Consider the following 12,469-nt stretch of genomic DNA (forward strand, 5'->3'; position numbering starts at 1 on the left):
TCACTCCTCCGGGCCTTCCCAGCGGCTGCCTTCCGCAAGCTTGAGCTGCTTGTAGAGCTCGATCGAGGCCTTGATCTTGCTGCGCGAGGGCTTGCGGCGCACCGAGGTGTAGCCCACCACCTTGCCCTCCCGCACGTTGGGGATGACGGTGGCATAGACCCAGTAGAACTTGCCGTCCTTGCGCAGGTTCTTCACGTAGCCGTGCCAGATCTTGCCGGCCTCGACGTCGTCCCACAGCCCCTTGAAGGCCACGGCGGGCATGTCCGGATGGCGGAGGATGCTGTGTTCAGCCCCCAGCAATTCCTCACGGGTGTAACCTGACATATCGACGAAGGACTGGTTACAGTGGGTGATGATGCCTCGCGTGTCGGTGCGGGAGACGATCAGCTTGCCGTCCGGATAGGGCACCTCCTCGTCGGTGACCAGCAGCTTGCGCGGCCCAACGCCGTAGAGGTTCAGGGTGTACTCGCGATACGGGCCGGCGACAAACGCCGGCTGCATGTCCTTGAGCATCTTACGGATCCTCGGGAAAGGCATGCCCGCAGCATGCCCGGAGAAAAGCAGGAATCAATCCCGCCCCGGTACAGGACGGGAAGGCTCGACCGGTCGTTTAGATGACCTTGGTGACCGCCTCGGCGGCCCGCTTCACGTCGAGGAAGATCAGGCCAAGCTTGGCCTGCGGCTTGGCCAGCACGGTCAGCACCGCATCCTCCCCGGCGTGGGTCATCAGGATGTAGCCCTTATCCCCCTTGATCAGCACCTGCTCCAGACCGCCGCGGGCCAGCTCCTTCGCCGTGCGGTCCCCCAGGGAGAGAAGCGCCGCGCTCATCGCGCCCACCCGGTCCTCGTCCATACCCGCGGGCAGCAGGGCGGCCATCATCAGGCCGTCGGTGGAGACAATGGCTGAGGCCTCGATGTCGGCCGAGGAGCCATTCAGCTCGGAGAGAATGGAGGTCAGCATGTCAGCGCGCATGGGTTTCGTCCTTTGCGTTAAGGCCCATTGGGGCGAAATTACCAGGTTTCCTTGCAGGTGATGCCTTCGGCGTGATATTCCGAGCCCACATGCAGGGTAATGATCTTCTTGCCGGTCACGGCCTCGACCGCGCCATCAATCAGACCAAAGCCAAAATTGCAGAGCGCGTGCTTTCCGGCCTGGATGCCGCGCTCGTTCAGTACCAATCCGATCTTGCAGCCGGACAGCGTGGCGGCATGCCCGTCCAGGGTGATCGCCTCCATGAACTCCTTGTCATGGAAGAACTTGGCGATCAGGGCGCGGGCGTCGTCTTCTGTACCCACATGCCCTTCGCCAAGACGCTTGCCCAGCTGCTTGCCTGCGTATCGGAACACGCTGACGGCGCCCTTCTCGCCGATCAGCGACTCCACCTGCCCGGCGATGTCGGCCAGCAGGTTGACGATCTCGCGCGTATCCATCGCGCACTGTTTGCTGCTCATGATATCCACCTTTCTTTATAAGGACATAGAAAGGCAAGGATAAAGCATGTCCATATGAATTTTTTATGATTATACATGGGACTTTCACTGAAGACGCGGCGGTCTTCGGTCATCACCCACGCAGGTCGCGGATGGCCCCAAGGTCATCCTGCTGCACCCGGACCAGACGGTCCATGTGCAAATCCCGGAGGATCGACGCCCCCCGTTCGTCGTCGGCCATGTCCAGCAGGATCGCTCGCAGCGCATCGACCTGGTCGGCATGCCGCGGCGCAAGCATGAAGCAGTGGTAGACGCTGCGCTCGGCAGTCTCGCTCACCACTCGCACCTGCTTGCGGGAGAGCTTGCTCATCCCCTCGTAGAAATCCTTGTAGAGGATACCGAAGCGCGCCTCGCCCTTGTACAGGGCCTGCACCACGCCCATCCAGTTGGCCGCCGGCTGCAGCGTCTGGGGGGCGATGCCCGCGCGGGCGAGCGATTTGAGCGCCACCTGGGTGACCAGCATGCTCGGCACGGTGGCGACGCTCGCCTGGTGGAAGTCCGCGGCCGCGGCCTCGCACTCGGCGCAGGTCACCAGCACGGCCTCGTCAAACAGGTTGCCGGCGCGCGCCAGCGGCAGGTAGCCATGCCCATCAAGGAGCTTCAGCGCATGCTGTGGATTGGCATAGACGAGGTCCGCCTCCGCCATCTTCGCCTGAAACTCGGCGAAATCCAGGCTCTGCTCGAAGTGCACTGAGCGGCCCGCCCGCTGACTGAGGTACTGGGCGAACAGGAACCAGCGCTCCGGGTTTCTGGCGGTGTCGTGCGGACAGACCATCATCTCGAGTCGCTGCATGTCGGGCCTCCTCGGCTGCTTACTCGGCGGGCTCAGCCACCGTAACGACGGAACAGCATCCAGATCAGGTCCAGGGTGGCGGCCTGATGGAGGTTCGGCGTGCCGCTGATGATCAGCACGAACCGGTAACGGCCGACAAACAGGGGCCAGAAACCGATCTCGCTCACCCCGCCGGCATTGATCAGGGCCCAGGCGCTGGTGCGCAGACCGAGGTTGCCCTCCAGCAGGCCGACATGGCGGGTGTGGAGGGAGCCGAGGTCGGCAGACAGGCCGGCCAGTTCCTCGGCCGTCTCGTGGTGGAAGCCGTGGGTGGCAAGGTAGAAGCCCTGCTCGTCGGCCAGGAGCGCCTTGCCGCGACCGGCCAGCTCGGCCAGGATGCCAGGCAGGGCGGTTTCCAGGCTGCCCTGCGGGCTGTGGCGCGGTTCGCGCAGGCCCTGTACCAGGCCAAGGTCCTGCAGGCGGTAGATGTGCTCGAGCGCGGCCTGCTCATCGTTAAGGCCGGTAAGCTCGCGCAGTACGTCCACGTTGAACGGGGGGCTCTCGATATGGCCGAGCAGACGAATGAGGGTGGCGCGCGCGGGATCATCCAGCGGACTTGAGGCCGCGTAATAGGCGCCTGCTGGCGAGGGGGCGATATGCAGTCCGGAAAGCAGTTCGTACTCAGCCATCGTCACGGATCCCTGGATCGATCGAATAAAGGAGGGCCTGAACCAAGAGGGCCATGTCGCGCTTCTCGCGCGCGTCCACCTCGAAAATGGGGGCCTTGTAGCCGAGGCTGGCGAGGTGGGCGTTGTAGCGGGACAGGTCCGGCTCGGGGCGTTCGTCCATGCGCGTCACGCCGATCACCAGCTGGGTCTGGTCGATGAACTCACGGAACGCATTGACGTAGAAGCTCATGTCCTGGAACGGGTTGATGCGCGTGTTGTCGAGCATCAGCACCAGGCCGAGTCCGCCCTCGGTCAGGATGTCCCACATGAAGTCGAAGCGTTCCTGGCCCGGGGTGCCATACAGGTGCACGCGCTCGTTGCCATCGAGCTTCATCAGGCCGTAGTCCATGGCCACCGTAGTCTGCGGCTTGCGGTTGGCGGTCATGTCACTGGCATCCTCGTCGGTGCTGACGATGGGGATGTCGCTGAGCGAGCGGATGGCGGTGGTCTTTCCCGCCCCCACCGGGCCGGCAAAGATGATCTTGTGTTGCGCCATGGAGGAAATCCTTACCAAAACTTAGCCAAGGCCGAGCTTGTTCAGCATACGCCGGAACAGGCCGCGCCGATCCTGGGGAGCTGCCTGCGCAGGTGATGGGGCCGCGCTCGCCGGGGCGCTCGCAGCCTGGTCGACCAGGTCAAGGGCCTGGCAGGCGGTGAAGAAGCTGAATACGTAGCGGTACGGCAACCCGAGGCGCTCGGCGGTCGCCATCAGCCCGGTCGGCTGCTTGATCCACAGCGCAGCGATCTGCATCGCGCCGGGGATGAGCTGGAGCCGGGTGAGGCCCGGCCAGGCGCGCAGGCTGACTGGCGCGTCGAGCGATGTGCCGCTGGGCACCCGGCCACGCGCCGTCCACAGGGCGACGCTCCACAGGGTGGCATCGAGCCGCTGCAGGCGAGGGTCGGCCGAAGTCGTGATCGGGGTCTCCTCCAGCGGGATGGCATGTACCCGCATCGGGGTCTGGTGGCGCGAGCGGGTGCACAACGGCCGCAGGTACTGCTCGCGCATCTCGCTGAACAGGCGCCGCTGGTCAGGGCAGAGGATGAGGGGGTGGCCCAGCCCCTCCACCACGGCCGGGGTGCCGGAGACCTCGGCCACGCGCATGCCCTCGCGCATGGCGCCGAACAGGGTGTCGTCCGGTTCGAAGAACAGCTCGGCACGCCGGCGGGGGTCGCGGTAGACCTCATCCGCGAGATCGCCACAGCATTCGTGCACGCGGCGCTCCTGCAGGGCCAGTTCGGCAGCGCGGGCCGCACCGCCGCCGGTCTCCTCAGCGGCACGCTGAACCGCCGGGGCCGCGGGAGGGGGCGGAACCTGCGCTCGCCCCACGGCCTCCATCCTACGGGTGTCGCTTTGCGCCCCATCACGGCCTGCGGCGGCGAGGCTCTCGGCCAGCGCCTCCCCACGATGCAGGGCAGCCAGGGTATTGAGCTCGGTGCGCACGCGCTCCACCGCGCCGATCAGCTCGTCGGCCCGCATCGGCTTGGGCACCCAGATGCTGTGGCGCAGCTGCTTCTCGCGCACCGAGAGCACCAGCGCGGGACCGGAGAAGCGGCGGCGGACATCCAGCCACAGGCGCTCGGCCCCCATGCCGTCGAGGTCGACCACCACGGCCTCCTGCTGGCCCTCGGGCACGACGACGCAGCATCCGCGGGCGGGGCCCGCGAGGAACATGGTGAACATCTGCGCGGCACGCTCATCCATGCCGTGCAGAGTCACCTTGAGGGGGGCGAAGGACTTCATGATGGGCCCGGATCAGGAAGCGACCGCGGGCCAGGACTCTGGCGCGCGACCGAAATTGATCAGCATCTGCTCGCGCATGGCCTCCATGCGGTCGAGCTCGCCCATGCGGGTGTAAAGCTCAAGCAGCTCGGCGGCCACCCCCGGCTGGTCCGGCTCGATGAGGAGCGCGTTCTCGAGGGTCTCCAGGGCCTGTTCGAGCTGCCCATACTCGACCAGCTCGCGCGCCTCCTCCAGCGGGGTACGCTCCTGCGCACCCCCTTGGGCCTTGTGGCGCAGCACGAGCTGGTCAGTGCCACAGAATCCGGTGCGCAGCAGCGAGCTGCGTACTCGCGCGATGGCCGGGTCACAGGCACGGATGCCGCTCTCCAGCTGACGCTGGAGGAACACCAGCGAGGTACGGTTGAGCAGCGGGGCGGCGAGATCGAGCATGCGCTGCTTGAGGGCCAGGCCCTTGTCACCCAAGGTGATGAGCAGGTCCACCAGCGCACCGTACAGCGATGCCCCATCCTCGTGACGGATCAGCAGCAGGATGCGCTGCACATGACTGCGCAGCTCGCGGGGATGGTGCACGATGCGATGGCCGAGGTAGTTCAGGGCGCTGTCGACGTCGTACACATGCCGAAGCTGAAGGCTGCCATGGCCGTGGATGGCCATGTGGGGATCAAGCGCAAGATCCGCGGCCGGCAGGCTGGCGGGTTCCCCCTTGAGGCGGACGAGCGGGAGGGGCATGTTCATGCAGCACCATCTTCCATATGGAACTTATGCCCTCATTCAATCATGGTCTTTCGCCGTTTGTCACCTCCCATCCCCGCTGGGCGGAGCAGGCCGCGATCACCAGGCCAGCGAAGACATCCTTCATGCTTCATGCCGACAGCCCCTTGAGGGCCAGGCGCGCCGCACCGCAGGCGGGGATGGCGTCCGGGCAAGACTCGACGGGCACGCCAAGCAGGCGGGCGCGGAGGGCGGTCCAGACTGGATTGCGCGCCCCGCCCCCCATGCTCAGCACCCGCGCGGGCCAGGGGGCACCAAGCTCGTGCAGGCGGCGGTAGCCCTCAAGCTCGATGCGCGCCATACCCTCGAGCAGGCCGTGCAGGAAGCGGGCATCATCTTCGGGCCGCGGCGCAAGCCGTGGGGCCAGGGCGGGATCCGCGACGGGAAAGCGCTCGCCCGGCGCGGGCAGGGGGTAGTAATCCAGGCCGCTGTCCTGCCGGGGGTCGATGCGCGCGGACAAGACCTCGAGCCTTGCTTCGTCAAAATACTGCCGCAGCACCGCGCCGCCGCTGTTGGAGGCCCCACCGGCCAGCCACACATCGCCCAACCGGTGGCTGTAGACGCCGTATTCCGGCGCGAAGACCGGGCGATCGGAAAAGACCTTGAGCGCCAAGGTGGTGCCAAGGGTGGTGACCGCATCGCCGACCCGGGAGCCCCCGCTCGCAAGGGTGGCGGCGATGCTGTCGGTGGTGCCGGCGACGATGACCAGCGCCGAGGAGAGTCCGAGCATCCCGGCCATCCCGGGATCCACCCGTCCAAGCGGCGTGCCCGGCGCATGCGCCAGCGGGAGGCAGCCCGGGTCGACGCCGAGCGCACCGAGCCAGTCCGGCCAGCGGCGCTCCAGCACGTCATAGCCCATCTTGAGAAGGTTGTTCTCATCCCCGAGATCGAAACGGCCGAGCAGGCGCCCGGCCACCCACTCAGCCTGATGCAGGAGGCGCGCGCTGCCGGGCAGGCCCCGCCCCTTGAGCCAGAGCAGTTTGGCGAGGCTTGCGGTCGCGCCGTGCCCGCCGCTCTCGCGCGGGGCGACCGCCGCGATGCGCGCGGCCTCGTCCCTTGCGCGGGCATCGTGGTACATCAGCGCGGGATGCAGGGGGCGGCCCTCCTGGCTGCAGGCGACCAGGGTGCCGGACGTGCCGTCGATGGCAAGCGCGCGCAGGGCGCCGAGATCGATCCGGCGGGCAAGCTCGCCAAGCAGAGCGCACAGGGCTGTCCACCACTGCTCCGGGTCTTGCTCCCAGCCACCGTCGGCCGTCTGAAGCGGGGCGGGCAGAGGGACCGCGGCTTCGGCCACAGACCGCCCCCCGGCATCGAGCACGCAGGCCCGCACCCCGGAGGTGCCAAAGTCGATGCCGACGACCTGAGCCATCCGTCGGCGGCGCCTCAGGGCAGGACGCAGGCGATGCCGCCAGCCTGGACGACGATGTGGCTCTCCCCGCCCTCCACCTCGAGCGGGGGGACGCCGGCCGTCTCGGCAAGCATGGCCCGCGCCACCATCGGCCGCAGTGGGGCGCCCTCCTGCGGGCTGAGCTGGATGCGGCGCAGCTCCACCCTGGGCCGCCCCAGGGTCTGGCGCAGCGCCTCGGCACGGGCCATCAGGCTGTGGGCCGCCTCCTGCATCAGCAGGGTCTCGGCCTCGGCGCGCGAGGCGGCGGAGAGCGCAAACCACAACCCGTCGAGCCCCATCCGCTCCTGCTGGCGGGCAACGAAGCGCATGGCGGCGGGGAAATCCCGGGATTCGAGCAGCAATTCATGGCGCACCCGCCAACGCTCGATACGGCGATCCTTGGGGGCATAGACCGGCTGGGTGCGGTAGCCGCCGGAGGTCAGCCGGAGCGCCGGCACGGCCCTGGCGCTCTGCATCGCCTCGTTGGCCAGCTGGTTGACCTCCTCGGCCAGCGCCGCCGGCTCCAGCCCCTCGCGCTCGATGACCAGCCGGGCGTGGAGAGTGTCATTGGCCACGTCGCGCTCGGCGCGGGCCTCGAGCTGCAGCTCGGTGGCGCCCGCTGGGCAGAGCCCGACCTCGTTCGCCAGGGTGGGCAACGGGGCTAGGAGCAGCAGGGGAAGCAGACGTTTCATGGGGCACCTCGCGGGAATCGTCGTGGATATCCCTTGAGACTAGTCCGGCGCGGGGTGCGCTGCACCAGCCAGGCAGGCCTTACGGCAGCTCGACCTTGACCGGCGGCAGCCAGCCTTCCTTGCGGTGCTCGGCGACCACGGTGGTGTAGATACCGCCGCGCACGTTCCACTCGCCGGTCACACGCATGTAGCGCGGCTCGGTGGCGGCGACCAGATCGGTGAGGATGCGGTTGGTCATCGCCTCGTGGAAGCCGCCCTCCTCACGGAACGACCACATGTACAGCTTCAGGGCCTTGAGCTCGACACATTTTTGGTCGGCGATGTAGTCGATGTAGATCGTGGCGAAGTCGGGCTGGCCGGTCTTGGGACAGAGACAGGTGAACTCCGGCACGCGGATGCGGATGGTAAAATCCCGCTCCGGATTGGGGTTGGCGAAGGTTTCCAGGTCTTTGGACGGGCGGGTAGACATGATTTTTTCTCGGGTTCTGGACTGAATGGCGCGGATTATAAGCGAATGCGCCCAAGGCCTGTGCCAGCATGAGGATCGGAGCCCCGCATGCGGCTAACCGCCCTGCGCCTCGCCGGCTTCAAGTCCTTCGTCGACCCCACCGAGATCCGCTTTCCCTCCGAGTTGGTGGGGATCGTGGGCCCGAACGGCTGCGGCAAGTCCAACACCCTGGACGCCATCCGCTGGGTGATGGGCGAATCCTCCGCCAAACACCTGCGCGGGCAGTCGCTCGATGATGTGATCTTTGCCGGCAGCGGTCAGCGCAAGCCCCTCGCGCAGGCCTCGGTCGAATTGGTGTTCGACAACGGTGCCGGACTGCTCAAAGGGCCGTGGGCACGGCCAGGTGAGATCAGCGTGCGCCGCGTCCTCACCCGCGACGGCCAGTCCAAGTACTTCCTCAATGGCACACGCTGCCGGCGCAAGGACATCGCCGACCTGTTCCTCGGCACCGGCCTCGGCTCGCGCAGCTACGCCATCATCGAGCAGGGCCAGATCAACCGCCTGATCGAGGCGCGCCCGGAGGAGATGCGCGCCACGCTCGAGGAGGCGGCTGGCATCTCGCGCTACAAGGAACGCCGGCGCGAGACGGAGGGCTCCATCCAGCACACGCGCGAAAACCTCGCCCGCCTCGACGATTTGCGCGAGGAGCTCGGCCGCCAGCTCGAACGGCTCGAGCGGCAGGCCAGGACTGCCGAGCGCTTCCGCCAGCTGCAGGCGGTGGAGGGCCAGCTTGAGCTGGCCCTGAATGCCCTGCAGCTGCGCCGCCTGCGGGAGGAGCAGCGGGCCGAGGAAGCTCGCCTCACCGAGGAGGAGGCCCATCTGCTCGCCGCCCAGGCCGCCCTGCACGAAGGCGCGACGCGACTCGAGCAGGCCCGCGCCCACGAGGCCGCAAGCCTAGAGGCCCTGCACCAGGCCCAGGCCGCCGCCTACGCCCAAGGGGCCGAGGTGGCGCGGCTGGAGCAGGCCCTGCGCCATGCGCGCGAGATGCGCGAGCGGGTCGGCCAGGAGCTGCGGACCCTGGAGCAGGAGACGGCCATGCATGCCCGCCTCGAGGGCGAGGCCGCCGAGCAGCTGGCCCGCCTGTCGGGCGAGCGCGAGCGGGCGCGCGAGGCCATCGCCGTACTCGAGGCGGCCTGCCTGGATGCGCGGGACCGCCTGCACGCAGCCGAGGCGGAGGCTCTGCGGGCACGCCAGACCTTCGAGGCCGCCCAGGCCCGTGCCCAGGAACCGGCCCAGCAGATTCGTGTGGAGCGCACCCGCCTGGAACATGCCGAACGGCAGCAGCGGGTCCTGCTCGATCGCCGCCAGCGCCTGCGCGTCGAACAGCTCGAAGACGAGGCGCGACGGCTGGAAGGCGAGCTTGCCGAGGCCCGTGCCGCATTCGATGCCCAAGCCGTCGGCGCGGAGGCCCTGGAACAGACCCAGGCGGAGCTTGACGCGGCCCTGCGCGAGGCGCGCGCCACCCTGGCGGCGGCCGAGGGCGCGGCCGAGGCCCTGCGGCGCGAGGAAGCGGGGGTGGCCGCCGAGCTGCGCGCCCTGCGGGCGCTCGAGCAGGCATTGATCGGCGACGAGTCGCCCGCCCTGCGCACCTGGCTCAAGCAGCAGGGTTTGGGCGACGAGCGCGCCGGGGGGCGGGTCACCCCCGCGCCGGAGTGGGCCACGGCGCTGGATGCCGTGCTTGGCGGAGCCCTGCAGGCCGTGCCGGTCGACGCCCTCGATGCGTGGCGCGAACGTGCGGCCGAGGAGGGCGCACGCGGCTTGTGGCTGGTGGAGACGAGCCCCGAGCCGCCAACCGGCGGCATCCTGCACGGCGATTGCGCCGCCGCCCTGCTGGGCGGTCTACGCCCGATCGAGTCGCTCGCCGAGGCCTTCGCCCGTCGGCACGAACTCGCCCCCGGCGAGGTTTGGCTCACGCCGCAGGGCGAACAGGTCAGCCGCCATGCCTGGCGGCGGCCGCCGGCCCATGAGGCGGGCTCGGGCACCCTGACCCGTCGCCTGCGCCTCGCCGAGGTCGAGGCCGCGCACGCCGCCCTCCAGCCGCGCCTTGCGGAGGCACAGGCCATGGCCCAGCAGGCGCGCCAGGCCCTGCAGGGGCTGGAGACACGCCAGGCCACGGCCCAGCGCGAGGCGCGCGAGATCCTGCGCCGCCAGGGCGAGGCCGCCACCCGGCTCGAGCAGCTGCGCCTGCGGCTGGAGCAAGCGCAGAGCCGCCTGCGCGGGCAGCGGCGCGAACAGGACGAGGTGGCGGCGGAGCTTGCGCGCGTGGAGGCGGAGCTCGAGGCGCACCGCCAGGCGGTGCGCACGCTGACCGAGGCTGTGCGCGAGCAGGAGGCCGCCCTGGCCAAGGCCCGGGCGGCGCGCGATGCGGCCGAGCAGGCCATCGCCCAGGCCCGCGAGGTGAGCCGCGCGGCCGAGCGTGACGAGCAGGCCGCCCGCGCTCGCCTGCAGACGCTCGAACGCGAGTGCGAACTGCGCACCCACCAGCTTGAGCAACATCGCGCCCAGGCCGCGCGGCTGGCCGAGAGACGCGCCGAGCTTACACAGCGCGCCCAGGAGGCCGAGGCCCCCCTCGCCGGCCTGATGGCCGAGCTTACGGCCGCGCGGGCCGCCGAGGCCGAGGCCGCCGAGGCCCTGAACCGTGCCCGCCAGGATCTCGCCCAGGCGCAGGAGGCCACCCGCCAGGCGCAGGAGGCACACATGGGCGCCGAGCGCACGCTCGAGGGGGCGCGGCGCACGGTCGAGGGGCGGCGCCTGACGGTACAGGCCCTGGCCCTACGCGCCGAGTCCCCCGCCGCCGCCCTCGCCCAGGCGGGCGAAGAGGCCACGGCCCTGGCGCTCGAGGGGCTGGCCGGAGTGGACGTCGAAGGCTGCCAGGCGCGCCTCGAAGAGACGCGCGCGCGCATCGCCCGCCTGGGTGCGGTCAACCTCGCCGCGCTGGAGGAGTTCGAGGAGGCCCGCCAGCGCAAGGCCCATCTGGATGCCCAGCAGGCCGACCTGACCGAAGCCCTCGCCACCCTCGAGGCGGCCATCGCCAAGATGGACCGCGAGACGCGCGGCCGTTTCCGCGCGACCTTCGACGCAGTCAACGCCGGGCTCGGCGAGATCTTCCAGCGCCTGTTCGGCGGCGGCGAGGCCTACCTCTCCCTCACCTCCGACGACTGGCTGGAGGCAGGGGTCCAGCTCATGGCCCGTCCACCGGGCAAGAAGGTCAGCCACATCCACCTGCTCTCGGGCGGGGAGAAATCGCTCACGGCCATCGCCCTGGTGTTCGCCATCTTCCAGCTCAACCCCGCGCCGTTCTGCCTCTTGGACGAAGTCGACGCCCCGCTGGACGAGGCGAACGTGGGGCGATTCTGTGCTATGGTGCGCGAAATGGCTGAACGCGTGCAGTTCATCTTCATCACCCACAACAAGACCACCATGGAGCTGGCCCGCCAGCTGGTCGGCGTGACCATGCGCGAGGCCGGCGTGTCGCGGATCGTGGCCGTCGACCTGGACGAAGCCGTGCGCCTGGTGGAGACCCGGGCACAGCCCTGAAACCTTAAGCGAGGCGAGCATGGAGGATTTGCGTTGGATCCTTCTCGGGCTGGGGGCACTGGTGCTCCTCGGCCTGTATCTCTTCAGCCGCAAGCGTCGTGGTGACGCCATCGTTCCCTTCAACGACGAGTTGAAGGACGACCCGCTGGAGGCTGCCCCGGTGGCCCGCCGCGCCGAGCCGCACATCGAGGACATCAGCCACTGGGGCGATGAGGGGGTTGGCCCGGTGCGCCGCCGCACCCTCGAGGAGGATGCCGCTACCCCACCGCGCCCCGCCCCCCGCCGCACCCCACGTTTTTCCTACGAGGCCACGCCGCGCCCTGTCTCGAGCGCCGGGCAGGCGCCCCGAGCGGCCGCACCCGCCGCCGAGCCGCCAGCCGCCCATCCTGCCCCGGAGCCCCCGGTGAGCGAGCAGCCCGCCGAAGCCGCCCCCCCCGCCGTGGTGCCGGTCTACCTCGTCGCCCGCGACCCGCAGGGCTTTGCCGGAGCCACCCTGCTCGACGTTTTCGCCCGCCACGGCTTTGAGTTCGGCGAGATGGACGTCTATCACCACGCCGATGCCCGGGGCACCATCCTGTTCAGCCTGATGAACGGCGTCGCCCCAGGCACCTTCGACCCGTCCACCCTGTCCGAGCAGCGCACGCCCGCCCTGGCCCTGTTCCTGCGCCTGCCGATCCCGGCGCAGCCTGGCCTTGTGTTCGAGCAGTTCCTCGACATCGCCCACCGCCTGGCCGAGGAGTTGGACGCCACCCTGCTCGACGAGCGCCGTGAGGAGCTTTGCACCGAGTCGATCGACCGCATGCGGGAGATCACGTTGGGGGAGTGAGGTACTAACCTCCTCA

At 69.2% G+C, this 12,469-nt stretch carries 13 protein-coding genes; 2 read left to right on the forward strand and 11 right to left on the reverse strand.

What is annotated here, in order from left to right:
* The 11 genes from V6D91_RS05250 to queF all read right to left on the reverse strand — a co-directional run bounded on the left by V6D91_RS05250 (position 1) and on the right by queF (position 8,051).
* Complete coding sequence (locus V6D91_RS05250; RefSeq protein ID WP_347318410.1) at positions 1 to 513, reverse strand: PAS domain-containing protein; 513 nt, start codon at positions 511 to 513, stop codon at positions 1 to 3.
* Between the two features lie 97 nt (positions 514 to 610).
* Positions 611 to 973, reverse strand: a complete 363-nt coding sequence (locus V6D91_RS05255) for a roadblock/LC7 domain-containing protein (RefSeq protein ID WP_347318411.1) — start codon at positions 971 to 973, stop codon at positions 611 to 613.
* 38 nt (positions 974 to 1,011) lie between these two features.
* Complete coding sequence (locus V6D91_RS05260) at positions 1,012 to 1,452, reverse strand: hypothetical protein (protein WP_347318413.1); 441 nt, start codon at positions 1,450 to 1,452, stop codon at positions 1,012 to 1,014.
* Between the two features lie 112 nt (positions 1,453 to 1,564).
* Positions 1,565 to 2,284 (reverse strand): PhnD/SsuA/transferrin family substrate-binding protein, encoded by a 720-nt coding sequence (locus V6D91_RS05265; RefSeq protein WP_347318415.1) that lies wholly within the window; start codon positions 2,282 to 2,284, stop codon positions 1,565 to 1,567.
* Positions 2,285 to 2,316: 32 nt separating this feature from the next.
* The gene (locus tag V6D91_RS05270) at positions 2,317 to 2,952 is read right to left on the reverse strand and encodes a hypothetical protein (protein WP_347318417.1); all 636 of its coding nucleotides are present in this window, start codon (positions 2,950 to 2,952) and stop codon (positions 2,317 to 2,319) included.
* Complete coding sequence (locus tag V6D91_RS05275) at positions 2,945 to 3,487, reverse strand: ATP/GTP-binding protein (protein WP_347318418.1); 543 nt, start codon at positions 3,485 to 3,487, stop codon at positions 2,945 to 2,947. The genes V6D91_RS05270 and V6D91_RS05275 overlap by 8 nt, the downstream gene beginning before the upstream one ends.
* 21 nt (positions 3,488 to 3,508) lie before the next feature.
* The gene (locus tag V6D91_RS05280) at positions 3,509 to 4,732 is read right to left on the reverse strand and encodes a hypothetical protein (protein ID WP_347318420.1); all 1,224 of its coding nucleotides are present in this window, start codon (positions 4,730 to 4,732) and stop codon (positions 3,509 to 3,511) included.
* Between the two features lie 12 nt (positions 4,733 to 4,744).
* Complete coding sequence (locus V6D91_RS05285; protein WP_347318422.1) at positions 4,745 to 5,467, reverse strand: hypothetical protein; 723 nt, start codon at positions 5,465 to 5,467, stop codon at positions 4,745 to 4,747.
* A 127-nt stretch (positions 5,468 to 5,594) separates the two neighbouring features.
* Positions 5,595 to 6,872 (reverse strand): FGGY-family carbohydrate kinase, encoded by a 1,278-nt coding sequence (locus V6D91_RS05290; RefSeq protein ID WP_347318424.1) that lies wholly within the window; start codon positions 6,870 to 6,872, stop codon positions 5,595 to 5,597.
* Positions 6,873 to 6,886: 14 nt separating this feature from the next.
* On the reverse strand, positions 6,887 to 7,582 hold the full coding sequence (locus V6D91_RS05295; protein ID WP_347318425.1) for an SIMPL domain-containing protein: 696 nt from the start codon (positions 7,580 to 7,582) through the stop codon (positions 6,887 to 6,889).
* Positions 7,583 to 7,661: 79 nt separating this feature from the next.
* The gene (queF, locus tag V6D91_RS05300) at positions 7,662 to 8,051 is read right to left on the reverse strand and encodes a preQ(1) synthase (RefSeq protein WP_347318427.1); all 390 of its coding nucleotides are present in this window, start codon (positions 8,049 to 8,051) and stop codon (positions 7,662 to 7,664) included.
* Positions 8,052 to 8,138: 87 nt separating this feature from the next.
* On the opposite strand from queF, the gene V6D91_RS05305 reads away from it, so the two are divergent.
* The gene (locus tag V6D91_RS05305; protein WP_347318429.1) at positions 8,139 to 11,627 is read left to right on the forward strand and encodes an AAA family ATPase; all 3,489 of its coding nucleotides are present in this window, start codon (positions 8,139 to 8,141) and stop codon (positions 11,625 to 11,627) included.
* Between the two features lie 19 nt (positions 11,628 to 11,646).
* On the forward strand, positions 11,647 to 12,453 hold the full coding sequence (locus V6D91_RS05310; protein ID WP_347318431.1) for a cell division protein ZipA C-terminal FtsZ-binding domain-containing protein: 807 nt from the start codon (positions 11,647 to 11,649) through the stop codon (positions 12,451 to 12,453).
* Positions 12,454 to 12,469: the final 16 nt, after the last annotated feature.

Source organism: Thiofaba sp. EF100, assembly GCF_039822285.1.
Taxonomy (GTDB): Bacteria; Pseudomonadota; Gammaproteobacteria; order Halothiobacillales; family Halothiobacillaceae; genus Thiofaba.